The sequence below is a fragment of the Nocardioides panacisoli genome, from assembly GCF_019448235.1.
In the GTDB taxonomy this organism is placed as follows: Bacteria; Actinomycetota; Actinomycetes; order Propionibacteriales; family Nocardioidaceae; genus Nocardioides; species Nocardioides panacisoli_A.
In genome coordinates this window covers 2889994-2906255 of record NZ_CP080409.1, presented here as the reverse complement: position 1 = coordinate 2906255, position 16262 = coordinate 2889994, and the positions used below count along the sequence as shown (strand labels likewise).

Annotated in this window: 15 protein-coding genes; 7 read left to right on the top strand and 8 right to left on the bottom strand. The window is 73.6% G+C overall.

What is annotated here, in order from left to right:
• Positions 1-84 precede the first annotated feature (84 nt).
• The 3 genes from KUV85_RS14070 to KUV85_RS14060 are packed head-to-tail and all read left to right on the top strand — an operon-like array spanning position 85 to position 2564.
• Positions 85-1086: an AraC family transcriptional regulator gene (locus KUV85_RS14070; RefSeq protein WP_219960518.1), complete on the top strand. Its 1002-nt coding sequence runs from the start codon at positions 85-87 to the stop codon at positions 1084-1086.
• 60 nt (positions 1087-1146) lie between these two features.
• A complete protein-coding gene (locus KUV85_RS14065) occupies positions 1147-1521 on the top strand; it encodes a MerR family transcriptional regulator (RefSeq protein WP_219960517.1) in 375 nt (124 codons plus the stop codon).
• 41 nt (positions 1522-1562) lie between these two features.
• Positions 1563-2564 (top strand): aldo/keto reductase, encoded by a 1002-nt coding sequence (locus KUV85_RS14060; protein WP_237690148.1) that lies wholly within the window; start codon positions 1563-1565, stop codon positions 2562-2564.
• A gap of 34 nt (positions 2565-2598) precedes the next feature.
• On the opposite strand, the gene KUV85_RS14055 is transcribed toward KUV85_RS14060, so the two are convergent.
• Together KUV85_RS14055 and KUV85_RS14050 are read right to left on the bottom strand one after the other, a co-directional pair.
• Complete coding sequence (locus KUV85_RS14055) at positions 2599-2841, bottom strand: 2TM domain-containing protein (protein ID WP_219960516.1); 243 nt, start codon at positions 2839-2841, stop codon at positions 2599-2601.
• A gap of 82 nt (positions 2842-2923) precedes the next feature.
• Positions 2924-4882, bottom strand: coding sequence for a M13 family metallopeptidase (locus KUV85_RS14050; RefSeq protein WP_273543990.1), 1959 nt, complete (start codon positions 4880-4882; stop codon positions 2924-2926).
• A gap of 83 nt (positions 4883-4965) precedes the next feature.
• On the opposite strand from KUV85_RS14050, the gene KUV85_RS14045 reads away from it, so the two are divergent.
• Positions 4966-6222 (top strand): glycoside hydrolase family 43 protein, encoded by a 1257-nt coding sequence (locus KUV85_RS14045; protein ID WP_219960515.1) that lies wholly within the window; start codon positions 4966-4968, stop codon positions 6220-6222.
• Positions 6223-6300: 78 nt separating this feature from the next.
• On the opposite strand, the gene KUV85_RS14040 is transcribed toward KUV85_RS14045, so the two are convergent.
• The 3 genes from KUV85_RS14040 to KUV85_RS14030 all read right to left on the bottom strand — a co-directional run bounded on the left by KUV85_RS14040 (position 6301) and on the right by KUV85_RS14030 (position 9691).
• Complete coding sequence (locus KUV85_RS14040; RefSeq protein WP_219960514.1) at positions 6301-7293, bottom strand: type IV toxin-antitoxin system AbiEi family antitoxin domain-containing protein; 993 nt, start codon at positions 7291-7293, stop codon at positions 6301-6303.
• 162 nt (positions 7294-7455) lie between these two features.
• Positions 7456-8421: an NADPH:quinone oxidoreductase family protein gene (locus KUV85_RS14035; RefSeq protein ID WP_219960513.1), complete on the bottom strand. Its 966-nt coding sequence runs from the start codon at positions 8419-8421 to the stop codon at positions 7456-7458.
• A 43-nt stretch (positions 8422-8464) separates the two neighbouring features.
• Positions 8465-9691 (bottom strand): lipase family protein, encoded by a 1227-nt coding sequence (locus tag KUV85_RS14030; RefSeq protein WP_219960512.1) that lies wholly within the window; start codon positions 9689-9691, stop codon positions 8465-8467.
• Between the two features lie 114 nt (positions 9692-9805).
• Between KUV85_RS14030 and KUV85_RS14025 the strand changes: the two genes are divergently transcribed.
• The gene (locus KUV85_RS14025) at positions 9806-10495 is read left to right on the top strand and encodes a pirin family protein (protein WP_219960511.1); all 690 of its coding nucleotides are present in this window, start codon (positions 9806-9808) and stop codon (positions 10493-10495) included.
• Between the two features lie 9 nt (positions 10496-10504).
• On the opposite strand, the gene KUV85_RS14020 is transcribed toward KUV85_RS14025, so the two are convergent.
• On the bottom strand, positions 10505-11425 hold the full coding sequence (locus tag KUV85_RS14020) for a diacylglycerol/lipid kinase family protein (RefSeq protein ID WP_219960510.1): 921 nt from the start codon (positions 11423-11425) through the stop codon (positions 10505-10507).
• Positions 11422-13032, bottom strand: a complete 1611-nt coding sequence (locus KUV85_RS14015; protein ID WP_219960509.1) for an FAD-binding oxidoreductase — start codon at positions 13030-13032, stop codon at positions 11422-11424. The genes KUV85_RS14020 and KUV85_RS14015 overlap by 4 nt, the downstream gene beginning before the upstream one ends.
• A 17-nt stretch (positions 13033-13049) precedes the next feature.
• Between KUV85_RS14015 and KUV85_RS14010 the strand changes: the two genes are divergently transcribed.
• Entirely contained in the window at positions 13050-13661 is a 612-nt protein-coding gene (locus tag KUV85_RS14010; protein ID WP_219960508.1) for a TetR/AcrR family transcriptional regulator, read from the top strand.
• Entirely contained in the window at positions 13661-15229 is a 1569-nt protein-coding gene (locus KUV85_RS14005) for a glycerol-3-phosphate dehydrogenase/oxidase (RefSeq protein ID WP_219960507.1), read from the top strand. The genes KUV85_RS14010 and KUV85_RS14005 overlap by 1 nt, the downstream gene beginning before the upstream one ends.
• 6 nt (positions 15230-15235) lie before the next feature.
• On the opposite strand, the gene KUV85_RS14000 is transcribed toward KUV85_RS14005, so the two are convergent.
• Positions 15236-16219, bottom strand: coding sequence for a DUF2332 domain-containing protein (locus KUV85_RS14000; protein WP_219960506.1), 984 nt, complete (start codon positions 16217-16219; stop codon positions 15236-15238).
• Positions 16220-16262 lie beyond the last annotated feature (43 nt).

Below are 16262 nucleotides of genomic sequence, written 5' to 3'. Positions count from 1 at the left end.
TCTCCTCCGTGACGCACGTCACCGTAGTGCGCACCGCGCCACGTCACTCGGCGGAACGGGACAGGACCGGCGACAATCGGGGACATGACCACGGTGGAGGGCAGCGGCGGCAGCCGGGGCGTCACGACGCACTACGCCCGCGCCCTCCTCCAGGCCGCCGAGCACGACGGCGTCGCCCTGCCCGCCGACCTAGCCGCCCGGGTCCGCGGCGCCGAGCGCGTCCCGCTGGCCTGGCAGGACGAGCTGTGGGAGGCCTACTGCGCCGGCTCCGGCGACCCGCTCGCCGGGCTGCGCCTGGGCCGCCGGATCGAGGTGGGGCACCTGGACAGCCCCGGCGTGCTGCTCGCGACCTGCGACACCCTGGGCGAGGCGCTGGAGGAGCTGGCGGCGTACGTGCCGGTCATCGGGGAGGGAAGCTTCGAGCTGCGGCGCGACGTCGCGCCGGTGCGGGCGGAGTACACCCATCCACGGACCACGCGGCACCGCGAGCGCACCGAGGCGGTGCTGGCGAGCCTGCTGCACCTGGCCCGGTGGGCGACCGGCGGGCGGTTCGGGGCCGTGGCCGTCGCCTTCACCCACGAGCCGCTCGCGCCGGCCGAGGAGTACGAAGCCGAGCTCGGGGCCCCGGTCCGCTTCGCCGCGGCGTACGACGCCCTGGTGTGCGACGCCGACCAGCTCGACCTGCCGCTGGTGCAGGCCAACCCGGCGCTGCACGACCACCTCCGCGAGCTGGTCGACCGCACCCTCGCGGGCCTGGACGCGGCCGGCCCGGGGCCGCGGGTGCAGCAGGTCGTGCGGGAGCACCCCGACTGGGGCCGGGACCGGGTCGCCGCCGAGCTGGCGGTGAGCAGCCGCCACCTCAACCGGCTGCTGGGCGAGGAGGGCCTGACCTTCAAGGCGGTGCGGGAGCGGGCGCTGGCCGACATCGCGGTGCGGGCGCTGGACCGCGGCGACCGGGTGGTCGACGTCGCCGCGCGGCTCGGCTACTCCGACGAGACCGCCTTCAGCCGCGCCTTCCGCCGCTGGCGCGGCACGACGCCCGGCCAGTACCGGGACCGGAGTGGCCGCGGTGGGACCACGGGCTGACCCGGAGGCACGGCGATCCGAGCCTTGACTTGGAGTGCACTCTCAGTCTGGGATGGGCCGATGACCAGCGTGAGCATCACCGAGGCCGCCGAGCGCACCGGCCTCACCGCCCACACCCTGCGCTACTACGAGCGCGACGGGCTGCTGCTCCACGGCGTGGAACGAGCCCCCTCGGGCCACCGCCGCTACACCGACGAGGACCTGCGTTGGATCCAGATGGTCGTCCGGCTCCGTGCGACCGGCATGCCCATCCGTGACGTGCGTCGGTACGCCGCCCTGGTGCGCGAGGGCGAGGGCAACGAGGCCGAGCGCCTCGCACTGCTGCTCACCCACCGCGAGCTGGTCGAGCAGCAGCTCGCCGAGGTGACCTCCCACCTGCGCGCCATCGACTACAAGATCGCGCTCTACGAGGGAATCACGGCCCCGGCCGAGTGAGACTTGACTTCGAGCGCACTCGAAGGCGAAGAGTGGCGGCCATGACACAGATCAAGACCCGCACGCTCGGCACCACCTCCCCGCTGACCGTCAGCGCCCTCGGCCTGGGCTGCATGGGGATGTCGGAGTTCTACGGCACCCCCGACGAGCAGGGCGGCACCGACACCATCCACCGCGCGCTCGACCTGGGCGTGACCTTCCTCGACACCGCCGACATGTACGGCCCCTTCACCAACGAGAAGCTCGTCGGGAAGGCCATCGCCGGCCGCCGCGACGAGGTGCAGCTCGCCACCAAGTTCGGCAACGAGCGACTCCCCGACGGCACCATGGTCGGCATCAACGGCAGTCCCGAGTACGTCCGCGCCTCCTGCGACGCGTCGTTGCAGCGCCTCGGCGTCGACCACATCGACCTCTACTACCAGCACCGCGTCGACCAGTCCGTGCCGATCGAGGAGACCGTGGGCGCGATGGCCGAGCTGGTCGAGGCCGGCAAGGTGCGCCACCTCGGCCTCTCCGAGGCCGCACCCGAGACGATCCGGCGCGCCCACGCCGTGCACCCGATCACCGCCCTGCAGACCGAGTACTCCCTGTTCACCCGCGACCTGGAGGAGGAGATCCTCCCCACGGTCCGCGAGCTCGGCATCGGCCTGGTGCCCTACTCCCCGCTGGGGCGTGGCCTGCTGACCGGTGCGATCAGTGCCGACGCCGGCGCCACGGGCGATCGCGACCGCCGCCGGTCGGCGTACTTCCCGCGGTTCCAGGGTGAGGCGCTCGACGCCAACCTCCGTCTGGTCGAGCAGGTCCGCGAGATCGCGACCACGAAGGGCTGCACCCCGGGGCAGCTGGCGCTGGCGTGGGTGCTGGCCCAGGGTGAGGACGTCGCCCCGATCCCCGGCACCAAGCGCGTGCGCTACCTCGAGGAGAACGTCGACGCCGCCGCGGTCGACCTGACGGGGGCGGACCTCGACGCGCTCGAGCGGGCGGTCCCGCGCGACGCCGTCGTGGGTGAGCGCTACGGGGACATGTCCAGCATCGACTCCTGACCCGGCGTGCGGGCGGCGCCCCTGCCGCGGGGCCTCAGCGGCGGCCGAGGAGGATCGGGATGCCCAGGCCGATCATCACCCACATCGGCCAGAAGTAGCCGCCGCCGGTGGCAGCCCAGATCACCACGCAGATGGTGACGACCTTCATCCAGTGGTGGGTCGCCGGTCCGCCACCGCAGAACCCGACCGGGTGGTGCCGGCGCGGCGCAGGGGTGCGCGGCGCCTCCGGCACCGGGTGGGCCGGGGGCCGGTAGACCTCGTAGTCCTGGCTCGCCATGCCCCCAGTCAACCGCGCGCCGACCGCCGGGACCAGTGACAGATGTCAGGCATCCTCACCGGTCCCGGCGGGGCGTCAGCAGTCACCAGATCCGCACCCGGTCGGCCGGCTCCAGCCAGAGCCCGTCACCGGGGGAGGTCTCGAAGACCTCGTGGAACTCGTCGAGGTTGCGCACGATGTTGGCGCGGAACTCGGCCGGGCTGTGCGGGTCGACGGTCAGGAACTGGCGGGCCAGCTCCTCGCGCACCTTGGTGCGCCAGCACAGCGCCCAGTTGAGGAACAGCCGCTGCCGGTCCTCGGCACCGACCTCGCCGTCCTGCGCGATCAGGTACGCCGTGTGCCCGATCGTCAGGCCGCCCAGGTCACCGATGTTCTCGCCCACCGTCAGCGACCCGTTGACGTACTCGCCGGGCAGGTCCCGCGGCGAGAGGGCGTCGTACTGGTCGATCAGGGTCTTGGACTTCACCTCGAAGGCCGACTTGTCCTCCGGGGTCCACCAGTCGTTGAGGTTGCCCTCGCCGTCGTACTGCGCGCCCTGGTCGTCAAAACCGTGGCCGATCTCGTGGCCGATCACCGCGCCGATGCCGCCGTAGTTCTCCGCGTCGGTGGCGTCGGGGCTGAAGAACGGCGGCTGCAGGATGCCGGCCGGGAAGCAGATCTCGTTGGTGCCGGGGTTGTAGTAGGCGTTGACCGTCTGCGGCAGCATGAACCACTCGTCACGGTCGACCGGCGACCCGATCTTGAGCAGCTCGCGGTCGGTCTCGAACGCGGCCGCGGCCCGCGCGTTGGCCACCAGGTCGTCCGGGGTGACCTCGAGCGCGGAGTAGTCGCGGAACTCGTCGGGGTAGCCGATCTTGGGCCGGAAGGTCGCCAGCTTCTCGAAGGCCCGCTGCTTGGTCTCCTCGGTCATCCAGTCCAGCGCGGTGATGGAGACCCGGTAGGCCGCAAGCAGGTTGGCGACCAGCTCGTCCATCATCTGCTTCGACCGGGGCGGGAAGTGGCGGGCGACGTACTCCTTGCCCACGGCCTCGCCGATCGCGCCCTCGACGAACCCGACGGCGCGCTTCCAGCGCTCGCGCAGCTCGGGCGTGCCGCTGAGGGTCTTGCCGTAGAAGTCGAAGTTCGCCTCGACGAACTCATCGGTCAGGTACGCCGCGGAGGCCCGCAGCACGTGGGCGGTCAGCTTGTCGCGCCACACCGCGATCGGCGTCTCGGCCAGCACCGTCTCGAGGTGCTCGAGGTAGGACGGCTGCCCGACGACGACCTCGGTGAGGGTGGCGTGCGGGCCGTCGAGGTGGCCGCCGAGCGCGGTGACGTAGCCGTCCCAGTCGAAGGACGGCGTCAGCTCGGCCATCTCCGCCGCGGTCTTGAGGTTGTAGGTCTTCTGCACGTCGCGGGTGTCCGCGCGGTCCCAGTGGCCCTCGGCCAGGCGGGTTTCCAGGTCCAGGATGCGCTGCGCGGCACCCTCGGCGTCGTCGTACCCGGCGAGCCCGAGCATCGTCGCGAGGTAGCCGCGGTAGGCCTCCCGGATCTCGGCGAACTTCTCGTCGACGTAGTAGTCCTTGTCGGGCAGACCGATGCCGCCCTGGACCAGGTGGAAGAGGTAGCGGTCGGAGTTGCGGGCGTCGGTGGCGACGTAGGCGCCGAAGACGCCACCGCCACCGGTGCGCTCCAGGCGGCCGATCAACGCCCCGAGCTCCGACACCTCGGTGAGGGCCGCGACCTCGTCCAGCAGCGGCCGCACCGGCTCGATGCCGCGGGCGTTGATCGCCTCGGTGTCCATGAAGGAGTTGTAGAGGCCGGCGATCTTGCGCTGCTCCTCGGAGCCGTCGCTGGTGGATCCTCCGTCGGCCAGCTCGGTGATGATCGCGTGCACCTGCTGCTCGGCGGCGTCGGCGAGCTGGATGAAGGGGCCCCACCGCGACCGGTCCGAGGGGATCTCGGTCTCGGCCAACCAGCGGCCGTTGACGTGGCCGAAGAGGTCGTCCTGGGGACGGATGTCGGGGTCCATGCCCTCACGGGCTGCGTCGAGCGTACTCACGCCGGCGAGCCTATCCCCGCGTTCGAACCCGTACGCCGCTCCACGGCCGTACGCTGGTGGGAGCAGGTCGCAGAGGAGGACACGTGGGGGACTCGGGCAGACGCCGCCTCGGGTACGTCGGCAGCGCGCTCGCGGGCTGCCTGCTGCTGGCCGCGTGCGCGGGTGCCGGCGGTGGTGCGGCCGGTCCGGACGGCTCCCCGACCGCGACCCCCGGCGCGCCCTCCTCGTCGAAGGAGGCGCCGCTGCTGCCGCAGGAGTCCGAGCTGCCCTCCGCACTCCCCCGCGACGTGCAGCCCAGCGACGTCATCCCCTCCACCGGACGGGCCGACCTCGCCGACGCCGCCGAGCAGCTCGCCGAGGACACCTACGGCCAGAAGCGGCCGCGGCCGGTGCAGGTCGCGGCCGGCAGCACCCGTTGGCAGGTCGGCTCGCTCTACCGCGGCACCTTCGCCGACCCCGACATCGTCGAGCACCGGGGCAGGTTCTACGCCTACGGCACCAACACCGCCGGGATGCACATGCCGGCACTCACCTCCACCGACCTCGCCCGCTGGCAGCCGCTCACGCGCGGCGGTGGGCGCGCCGACGCCCTCCCCCGCGTGGGTTCCTGGGTCACCAAGCCCAGCCCGGGCCGTGGCCTGTGGGCACCGGCGGTGGCCGAGGTCGGCGGCGGGTGGACGGCGGCGTACTCCGCGAAGGCCTCGACGCTCAAGGGCGGCGAGCGGCACAACTGCATCGGACTCTCCCGCGGCTCCTCGCCGACCGGGCCGTTCGAGGTGGTGGGTCGCCCGATCTGCTCCCCGAACGCCAACCTGGGGCTCATCGACCCCGACATCTTCGTCGCCGACGACGGGACGCCGTACCTGCTGTGGAAGTTCTCCGGCGTGAAGGCCAAGCGGCCCGCCGGGCTGTTCATCCGGCAGCTCAACGCCACCGGCACCGACTTCGAGCCCGGTGCGAAGACGCGCGAGCTGCTGCGCAAGGAGCACGCCTGGGAGGGGCGGACCATCGAGAACCCGTCGATGATCCAGTTCCGCGGCGTGACCTACCTGTTCTACTCCGGGAACTCGTGGAAGACCTCGAACTACGCGACCGGGTACGCCATCTGCGACGGCCCCGAGGGCCCCTGCGTGCGGCCGAAGAACGGCCACCAGTTCCTCTCCACCGCCCGCACCGGCAACCTCGGCCCCGGCGGTGCCTCGGCCTTCGACGACGACAACTCGCTGCGGCTGCTCTACCACGCCTGGGACCCGGGCAAGGTGCTCCAGCTCCGCCGGCTCCACGTCGCCGGGTTGTGGCAGCGCGAGGACGGCACGCTGCGGTTGGTGCACCCGGGGTGAGGCAGGTTCTGCTGGTGGGAGCGATCCCCGGTCGACCGGGGATCGCTCCCACCACCCCACTTGATGTGTCGTGAGGTGTCACCCAGTGACAGTTGACGACACACCAAGCGGTACGTCGAGGCCGGGCGGGCACTGGGGACACCGCCGGAACGCGCCACGCCACCCGCGACGGCGCAGGATCGCAGCGACCCAGGCCGCCGTACGACAGGTGTCCCCGAAGACCAGCCCGTAGGTGACACGCGCGGTCACCGCGCCCCTCGTCGCCAACTCGGCGATGTCGCGCCGGGCGTCGTTGTCGCGCGCGGCAGGCGAGTCGTGGTGGGCGCGGCCGTCCAGCTCGATGATCACGCCGTACCCCGGGTGCTCCACGTCGGTGTCGGTCCGCCTGCCCGTGGCGAAACTCCTGTGCTGGCGCAGCGGAGGCGGCAGCCCGTGCGCTCGCTCGACCCGCAGCAGGTAGCCGCGCTCGAGGACCGAGCACGCCCCGTCGCGGTGGTCGATGACCAGGCCGCGCACGGTCGCCCTGCCGGGCAGCCTCGGTCGTGCGTCGAGCGCGACGAGCACGCGTTCGCCACCGGTCCGGCCGGCGTACGTCGTCCGGGCGAGGGCGGCGAAGGCGCCCGGGACGTCACCGCCCGACACCCGCTCCGCCATGACATCGAGTAGCGCCTGCTCCGGGGCGATCATCGGCGGATTGCTGCCGGGCAGGGTGCGGGCCGCCAGGTCGACGGTCCGGTGGACTCGCACCCAGTCGGGGACCACGACCTTGCGTGAGTGGGCAATCGCGACGTGGACGCTCGAGGGCGGTGGCTCGGGCAGGGCGGACACATTGGTCAGGGCCGCCGGCCACGCTGCCAGGACCGCGACCCATTCACGTTGTCCGGAGGTAAGTGGGCCGTTGTGGTCGACGTAGACGCCCGGCCACCGCCGGTGGATCTGCCCCCGGCGCAGCAGGCGGCGTACGTCGGTGGGCGCCGCACCGAGGTCGAAGAGCTGACCGCGCGACACCACGCCTCGCTGCCGGCGCAGCAATCGCCCTGCACCCGCGGTGAGGTCGAAGCCGGCAACCATCGCTCGACGGTGACAAGACCGAAGATCCCGCGCAACGTCGCTCCGCTACGGCTGTGGACGAGGCCTTTGACGTGTCGTTCACTGCCACCAGATGGCACCGATCGACACACCAATGCATTCAATGGGCGTGATCCCCGGTCGACCGGGGATCACTCCCGCCGCTCAGTCGCGGATGCGCACCACGGACTTGCCGACGGCGCGACGCTCGTCCATGTCGACGAGCGCACCGGAGAAGTTCTCCATGGCATAGACCTCGCCGACCGGAGGCTTGACCACGCCGGACTCGATCATCGGGACGAGGCGGTCCCACTGCTGGTGCATGTAGCCGGGGCGTGCGAAGACGTAGGCGCCCCAGCCGACGCCGCGCACGTCGACGTTGTTGAGCAGCAGGCGGTTGACCTTGACCTCCGGGATGCCCGCGCCGCTGGCGAAGCCGACCACGAGCAGGCGGCCCTGCGGGGCGAGCAGGCGCAGCGAGTCGGTGAAGGCGTCCCCGCCGACGACGTCCATGACGACGTCGACCCCGGCACCGCCGGTCAGCTCGGCGACGGCGTCCTTGAACCCGTCGGCGAGCACGACCTCGTCGGCACCGGTGGCCTTGGCGACGGCGGCCTTGGCCTCGTTGGAGACGATCGCGATCGTGCGCGCGCCCATGCCCTTGGCGACCTGGATGGTGGCCGTGCCGACGCCGCCGGCCGCGCCGTGGACCAGCACGGTCTCGCCGGCGCGGAGGCCGGCCCGCTCGTGGAGCGCGAACTCGGCGGTCAGGTAGTTCATCGGCAGCGCGACGGCCTCGTCGAAGCCGACCGAGTCGGGCAGCGAGAAGGTCGCATCAGCCGGGCTGATCACGCGCTCGCAGGCGCCGCCGTACGCGCCGACGCCGACCACGCGCTGGCCCGGCTCGAAGCCGGGTCCGGACACCACGGTGCCGGCGTAGTCGACACCGAGGGTGAACGGCGGCTCGGGCTTGAGCTGGTACTCGCCCTTGCTCAGCAGCACGTCCGGGAACGACACCCCGACCCGGTGGACGTCGACCAGGATGTCGTCGGGACCAGCGGTGGGCTCGTCCACCTCGCGGACGACGACGTGGGCGGGACCAGTGGTGTCGACTACTTGTACGGCGCGCATGCAGCGAGGCTAGCCGTCAGCGGATGCCGGGTGGTCCCCACCCTCACAGCCGCCAGCACGACGACGGCGCACGCAGCCCCGCGAAGCGGGCCTCGAAGAAGCCGTAGACCCGGGTGGCGTTGTCCAGGATGCCGCCGAGGTGGCCCGGGTAGGCATTGGTGGTGAACCGGACGCGGGCGCCCTCGTCGCACCAGTCGCGCGCCAGCTGCTTGCCGACGCGGTAGGGGATGATGTCGTCCAGCACGCTGTGCGTCACCAGCACCGGGGCGGAGGGCTTGGTCCGTCCGATCCGCTGGTCGTCCAGGATGCTCGCGAACGGCTCCTCCTCGGTGATCTCGGCGAGGCTGCGCCCGTCGGCGGTGTAGTCACGCGAGCTGCGGAACGCGGCGTTGCCGAGATCGAAGACGCAGTCGTCGGAGACGTTCTCCGCGAACGCGCGGCCCGCGTCGTTGAGGTAGGGGTCGATGTCGAGGTCGTAGCTCGCGGCGAGTCCGGTGACGGCGAACCAGGCGAACTCCGCCCACAGGCCGCGGTCCAGGTGCGCCGGCAGCGGCGTCAGGTCGGCCGGCACGGCGCCGACGACGGTGCCCTTGACGTCGAGCTCGGGAGCGTACGACGCCGCGAGCTCGGCCGCGGACGCCGCGCCACCGCCGCCCTGGGAGTAGCCGTAGAACCCGACGGGGTGCGAGGAGTCCAGCCCGGTCCCGGGCATGCGCTGCGCGGCGCGCACCGCGTCGAGCACGGCCCGTCCTTGGGAGAGCCGGTCCATGTAGGTGTGGGCACCGGCGGTGCCGAGCCCCTCGTAGTCGGTGACGGCGAGCGCGTAGCCGCGGGCGAGCAGGCCGGCCATGAAGAGGCCCTCGTACTCGAAGCCCTCGCTGAACTGGCGCGACGGGGCACACCGGTCGCCGACGCCCTGGGTGCCGACGGCGTACCCGATCACGGGACGACGCCCCGGCCCGCGCCACGGCGCCTTCGGCACGATCACCGAGCCGGACACCGCGTGGGACTCGCCGTCGCGACGCGTCGAGCGGTAGAGCATGCGCCGCGAGGTGATGGCGACGTCGCTCGCCCCGGCCGGGTCGAGGAGGTAGGACATCGGCTCCTCGCGGATCAGGTCGCCGTTGTCCGGCGGGAGCTCGGCGGGCGCGACGTAGAACGGCGGGAGGTCGTCGTTGGCGCTCGCCGGTGCTGCGTCGACGGCGGTGAGGGCGAGGGCGGCGCCGACCAGCGCGGCCGCGAGTCGGATCGGGCGACGTCGTGAGCTCATGGGGTCCTCTCGTGGTTACCACTCAGTAGCATCATGCGTGATCGGGGTCACCACGGCAACCGCGGACGCCCCGACGCCGCTCACCGCCAGTGGCCCTGCGGCAGAATCGGGCGGGTGAGTGTGACGATCCGCCGCGCTGGCCACCGCTTCGCCGACCGCGAGCCCGGACGGCTCAGCCACCACACGTTCGCCTTCGGCGCCGCCTACGACCCCGAATGGACCGCGTTCGGCCCGATGGTCTGCCACGACGACCACCTGCTCGGCGCGGGGCGCGGCTTCGACGAGCACGCCCACTCCGGACTGGAGATCGTGACCTGGGTGGTGTCGGGCGCGGTCCGCCACGTCGACTCCGAGGGCAACGACGCCACCCTCGCCGCCGGCGAGTGCGGGGTGCTCTCGGCCGGCTCCGGCCTCCGTCACGCCGAGCACGCCACCACGGACGGGCCCGCCCGGTTCGTGCAGGTCTGGCTCACCCCCGACGACGCCGACCGCCCACCGCACCACGCGACGGCGACGATCGACGCCGCACCGGGGCACGGGCTCGTCCCGGTGGCCGGCGCCGGTGGCCCACTCGAGGTCGGCGTCGCCGGGGCGGCGTACGCCGTCGCGCGGCTCGACACCGGTGAGCAGCTCACGCTCCCGGCGGCCGGGCGGGTGCACGCGTTCGTCGCGACCGGTGCGCTGCGGCGCTCCTCCCTGGCCGAGCCACTGCAGGCCGGCGACGGGTTCTTCCTCACCGAGGAACCCGGCCTGACCGTGACCGCGGGCGTGCCCAGCGAGCTGCTGGTCTGGTCCCTCGGCTGAGCGACCCGCTCAGCCGAGCACCTGCACCGCGCCGGGACGGACCTCGACCTCGAGGGACTGCCGACCGCGGGGCAGCGATCCGAGCGCCTCGCCGTCGGCGCCGACCGGGACGTCGCCGCCGCCGGCCGCGACGCCACGCACCGAGACCGACCGGCCGCGGGCGACCGTGACCTCGGGACGGTGCACGTGGCTGCCGTCGTACACGGTGGGCAGGGAGCGGATCAGCCCGCTGCGGGAGGCGGCCTCGATGACGACCACGTCGAGCTCGCCGTCGCTCACGTCGGCGCTCGGCGCGATGTGCATCCCCTTGCCGTAGTAGCCGGAGTTGGCCACCACGACGGTGGCGGCGGTGTGGGTGGTGCGGGTGCCGTCGACGTCCACGCTCACGGCCGCGGGGCGGTAGGTCGCCAGCGCACGGACGGCGGCGACGGGGTACTGCAGGCGCGCCGGCAGCCAGTGGGAGGCGTCGACGATCGCGGCGGCGCGGGCGTCGACGCCGGCGTAGACCGAGCCGGCCACGACCTGCACCGGCCGGCCGGGCAGCCGTACGTCGAGCAGGTCGACCGGCCGCGGTTCGCCGTGCAGCAGCAGCGCGACCTGCGCCTCGAGGTCGTCCGGCGCGCGGAGCATGCGGGCGAAGTCGTTGCCGCGCCCGGCCGGCACGACGGCCAGCACGCCGTCGATGTCGGCGACCGCGCCGGCGACCGAGGACAGCATGCCGTCGCCGCCGACCGAGACCACGACGCGGCCGTCGCGGACCGCGGCCGCGACCAGGGCCGGCGTCCCCTCCGCCGAGGTGGTGTAGGTGACCTCGACGTCGGCGCCGGCCTCGCGCAGCCGGCGGGCGAGCGGCACGACGACACCGCCCGCAGTGCCGCCACCGGCCGCCGGGTTGACCAGGAACGCGAACGCTCGCGACGGCGCACTCACGGCACCAGGACCCCCGGGTTGAGGACGCCGGCGGGGTCCAGGGCGTCCTTGACCGCCCGCAGGACGGTGCCGCCCACCTCGCCGATGCCGGCGGTGAGCCACGGCTTGTGGTCGGTGCCGACGGCGTGGTGGTGGGTGATCGAGGCGCCGCAGGCCACGATGGCCTCACACGCCGCGGACTTCGCGGGCAGCCAGCGCGCCAGCGGGTCCTCGCCGCCGCCGGTCACGACGGTGAAGTAGAGCGAGCAGCCGGTCGCGTAGACGTGGGAGATGTGGCACAGCACGACGGCGTCGTCGCCGAGCGCGCCCGTGAGCGCCTGCTTCACCTCGGCGTACAACGTGTCGACGCCGGACCAGAAGGTCACCGTCTCCAGGGTCTCGACGAGCACGTTGACGTCGAGCAGTGCGTCGCGCAGGTAGGGGGCGGCGAAGCGGCCCTCGGCCCAGGACTCCCCCGGCTCGTGGCCCAGCGGGGTGCCGCCGGCGGCCTCGAGAACGCGGGCGACCGCGGCCTGCTTGGCCGCGACGGCCTCCGGCGCGCCCTCGTGGCCGACGATCATCAGGCAGCCGCCCGCGCCGTCGCCGCCGATCGCGTCGGGGCGGGCGAGGTTGATCGCGGTCTCGGACTCGTCGGAGAGCCGCAGCACCGTGGGCAGCAGGTCGGACTGCGCGAGGGTGCGCATCGCCTCCGCGCCGGCGGCGAACGACGGCCACTGCCACCCCTCGTAGGACTTCTGCTCCGGCAGCGGACGGACCCGCACGGTGACCTCGGTGATGACGCCGAAGGCACCCTCGGACCCCAGGAACAGCTCGCGGAGGTCGGGACCGGCGGCGTCGGCCGGCGCCGTGCCGAGGCGTACGTCGCCCCGCGGCGTGGCCACGCGCAGCCCGACGACCATCTCGTCGAAGCGGCCGTAGCCGGCGCTGGACTGGCCGCTGGAGCGGGTGGCGGCGAAGCCGCCGATGCTGGCGTACTCGAACGACTGCGGGTAGTGGCCGAGCATCAGGCCGTGCTCGGCCAGCAGCGCCTCGGCCTCGGGGCCGCGCAGGCCGGGCTCCAGCGTGGCGGTCGAGGAGACCGGGTCCACGGCGAGCAGTCGGCGCAGCCGACCCAGGTCGAGCGAGACCACGCCGTGGGTGCCCTCGCGGGCGGCGACGAGGCCGCCGGTGACCGAGGTGCCGCCACCGAAGGGCACGATCGCGATCCGGGCCTCCTCGGCGTGGGCGAGCAGCGCGACGACCTCCTCGTGCGACCCGGGGCGCACCACGGCGTCGGGGGCGTCGGCCAGGTCGCCGCTGCGCTGGCGGAGCAGGTCGGGGGTGGACTTGCCCCGCGTGCGCAGGCGGCGTACGTCGTCGGCGACGGTGACGTGCCCGTCGCCGACGATGCGCGCGAGTGCGGCGAGGTCGTCGTCGGCGAGACGGGTGGCCGGGGTGGCGACGTCGGTGGCTGCCGGGGTGTCGCGCACGGGCAGCAGCAGGCCGACGGTCTCACGGATGGCGTCGGGCAGCGGCGCGGCCGCGGCGGGGTCGCCCCAGCGGGTCGGGGGCATCTCGGGCTGGGTCCGGTCCGGCACCGTCGGCACCGCGGGGTTCTGGTGGGCCATGTGTTACAGTGTTACACATGTCGTCACAGCGTCACAACACCTCCGGCGGGTCGGCCTCGCGGCAGGCCTACCTCGACGCCGCCCGCGCCTGCATCCTCGACGTGGGCTGGCGGCGTACGACGCTCACCGAGGTGGCGCGCCGTGCCGGCGTCTCCCGGATGACGATCTACCGCGCGTGGCAGGACATGTCCGAGCTGCTCGGCGACCTGATGACCCGCGAGTGGGGCGACGTGGTCGCCACGGTCTCCTCCCACGACGGCGACGGCCCGGACCCGGACGGCATCGCGACCACCATGACCGAGGCCGCGCGGGCACTGCGCGACAACGAGCTGTTCGTCCGCATCGTCGAGCTCGACCCCGAGCTGCTGCTGCCCTACCTGTTCGCGCGCCGCGGGCGCTCCCAGCAGCTCATCCTCGGCATCCTGCAGGACGCGATCACCCGGGGCCAGGCCGCCGGCACCGTCCGCGACGGCGACCCGGCGGCGATGGCCAGGTCCCTGCTGCTCGCCATGCACGGCTCGGTGCTCTCGGCCCACACCATGGTCGACGACGACGTCGACCAGGCCGCCCTGGACGCCGAGCTCGGCGAGCTCGTCCGCCGCGCCCTGCTCCCCCTCGGAGGCCGGTGATGGACCGCATCGTCCCCGGCCTGGCCGGCGCCCCCGACGAGGTCGACGTGCTCGTGATCGGCCTCGGCGTCACCGGCGCCGGCGTGGCCCTGGACGCCGCCAGCCGCGGGCTGCGCGTCCTCGCCGTCGACGCCCACGACCTCGCGTTCGGCACCTCCCGCTTCTCCTCCAAGCTCGTCCACGGCGGCCTGCGCTACCTCGCCAACGGGCAGGTCGGCGTCGCCCACGAGAGCGCCGTCGAGCGCGGCATCCTGATGGAGACCACCGCCCCGCACCTGGTGCGCCCGATGCCGAGCCTGATCCCGCTCTCCGTGGGCGTCGGACGCGCCCAGGGCCTGCTCGCCGGCGCCGGCCTGCTCGGCGGCGACCTGCTGCGACGCTCGGCCGGCACCGGCGCCGACACCCTGCCGCGCCCGCGGCGGCTCTCGGCCGCCGAGACCCGTCGCCTCGCACCGTCGCTGCGCGCGGCCGGGCTGCGCGGGGCGCTGCTCGGCTGGGACGGGCAGCTCGAGGACGACGCCCGCCTGGTCACCACCATCGCCCGCACCGCGGCGCAGCAGGGCGCCGCGATCCACACCCACGCCCGGGTGCTCGAGATCGACGACTCCGGCCACGAGGTCGCCCTGCGCGACGAGCTCGACGGGCGGCGTACGACGGTCCGCGCGCGAGCGGTCGTCAACGCGGCCGGCGTCTGGGCCGGTGACCTGACCGACGACGTACGGCTCCGCCCCTCGCGCGGCACCCACCTCGTGCTCAGTCCCGAGAGCCTGCCCGGCCTCCGGGTGGCGGTCTTCGCGCCGATCCCCGGCGAGAGCAACCGGTTCGTGCTGGTGCTGCCGCAGCCGGACGGCCAGCTCTACGTCGGCCTCACCGACGAGCCGGTCGACGGACCGGTGCCGGACGTCGCCGAGCCGAGCGAGGTCGAGATCGGCTTCCTGCTCGACGTCGTCTCCGCCTCCTTCGAGCGGCCGCTGCGCCGCGCGGACGTCGTCGGCGCCTTCGCCGGGCTGCGACCACTGCTGGACAACGGCAACGGCCAGGGGGGCGACGGGGACGCGACCGCCGACCTCTCCCGCAAGCACGCCGTGCTCACCTCGGCCAGCGGGGTCGTCACCGTCGTCGGCGGCAAGCTCACCACCTACCGCCAGATGGCCGAGGACGCGGTCGACCGGGCCGTCGAGGTCGCCGGGCTGCGCGCCGGCGCCTGCCGCGCGACCACCCTCCCCCTCACCGGGGCGGCACCACGCGAGGAGCTCGCGCGCCGCATCGAGCTCGCGGGCTCACCGGGCGAGGCCCGGCTGCTGCGCCGGTTCGGCGCCGACGCCGACCTGGTCCTCACCGTCGCACGCGAGACCACCGGACTCCCCGACGCCGACCTCCTCGCACCGGTCGCCGACGGGCTGCCCGCGACGCTCGCCGAGCTCGTCTTCGGTGTCACCCACGAGGGGGCCGCGGACACCGCGGACCTGCTCGACCGGCGTACGCGCGTGGGACTGGTGGCCGCCGACCGCGAGCGGGCCGTCCCCGCGGCCGAGCGCGCCCTGGGGTACGCCGCGGTCCGGTCCTGAGGACCCTCACCACCAGTGCAGCGAGCGGCCGTGGCCGTGGGTGTGGCCCACGGACTGGCCGTCGATGCCGAGCACGAACTGGCCGCCGGGCGGCGCCGGAGCACTGGCGGTGACGTCCGGCAGCACATGGCGGCCCTCGTTGCTGATCCAGTGGCAGCGGCCCTCGGCGACCAGGTCGGTCATCATCCGTGCGAAGCGGGCGCGGTCGTCGTCGTCGAGGTAGGCGATCACCGCGGAGTGGAAGACCACCGGCACCGCCTCGGGCGCCGCTTCACGCATCTCGGCCAGCATGCGCGGGAGTCGCGTCAGCAGGTTGCCGGCGCGCACGTGGGGCGGGTCCGTGCGCGCCATCCAGATCGCCTGCTCCAGCGTGCGGCGCCGGTCCTCGTGCTCGGGCCAGACCAGCGTGGTGAGCCATGCGACGTCGTCGTCGTCGAGGACGTCGAGGGGATGCAGGTCGATGCCGCCGCGCCAGTGGACCTCGAACGGCGGGAACCGCAACGGCACCGGACCGGTCACGTCGCACTCGAGCACGGGACGGTCGGGCCCGAAGGTGCGGACGCCACGACCGGTCTGCCAGCGGTAGCCCCACAGGTCGGGGTAGAGGCACAGGCCGGCGCTGGCGCCGACCTCGAGCAACGCCAGCGGGCGACCACCCGAGATCCGGCCGAAGGCCGGCATGAGCGTCGCGAGCCGGCCCACCTCGTTGGTCTGGGTGGCCCGCAGCCCGATGGTGGCCCGGATGGTGCCGTCGTCGGCCAGCAGCGCCGACCGGAGCCCGGCGTACGGTCCCGGCGCGGGGACGCCGTGCCAGCGCGCGGCGGCGAAGACCAGGTTCGGCTGGCGCTTGGGCTCGGGCAGGCTGGTGATCCAGTCCTGGACCTCGGGGTCCTCCAGCACGCCCTCGGCCCAGTCGACGAAGCAGGGGGAATCGACGGCGTACTGGGCGAAGTCCCGGTAGAGGTTCGCCACCGACCCGAGGACTTCCATGCCTCGGAGTCTGCCACCGTGACCTGAGGGGTGATTGAATCCC

Coding starts and splice junctions, on each gene's coding strand:
- KUV85_RS14070 (WP_219960518.1), top strand. CDS start 85: ATGACCACGGTGGAGGGCAGCGGCGGCAGCCGGGGCGTCACGACGCAC.
- KUV85_RS14055 (WP_219960516.1), bottom strand. CDS start 2,841: ATGGCGAGCCAGGACTACGAGGTCTACCGGCCCCCGGCCCACCCGGTG.
- KUV85_RS14060 (WP_237690148.1), top strand. CDS start 1,563: ATGACACAGATCAAGACCCGCACGCTCGGCACCACCTCCCCGCTGACC.
- KUV85_RS14040 (WP_219960514.1), bottom strand. CDS start 7,293: ATGGTTGCCGGCTTCGACCTCACCGCGGGTGCAGGGCGATTGCTGCGC.
- KUV85_RS14015 (WP_219960509.1), bottom strand. CDS start 13,032: ATGGCCCACCAGAACCCCGCGGTGCCGACGGTGCCGGACCGGACCCAG.
- KUV85_RS14010 (WP_219960508.1), top strand. CDS start 13,050: ATGTCGTCACAGCGTCACAACACCTCCGGCGGGTCGGCCTCGCGGCAG.
- KUV85_RS14005 (WP_219960507.1), top strand. CDS start 13,661: ATGGACCGCATCGTCCCCGGCCTGGCCGGCGCCCCCGACGAGGTCGAC.
- KUV85_RS14035 (WP_219960513.1), bottom strand. CDS start 8,421: ATGCGCGCCGTACAAGTAGTCGACACCACTGGTCCCGCCCACGTCGTC.
- KUV85_RS14000 (WP_219960506.1), bottom strand. CDS start 16,219: ATGGAAGTCCTCGGGTCGGTGGCGAACCTCTACCGGGACTTCGCCCAG.
- KUV85_RS14065 (WP_219960517.1), top strand. CDS start 1,147: ATGACCAGCGTGAGCATCACCGAGGCCGCCGAGCGCACCGGCCTCACC.
- KUV85_RS14030 (WP_219960512.1), bottom strand. CDS start 9,691: ATGAGCTCACGACGTCGCCCGATCCGACTCGCGGCCGCGCTGGTCGGC.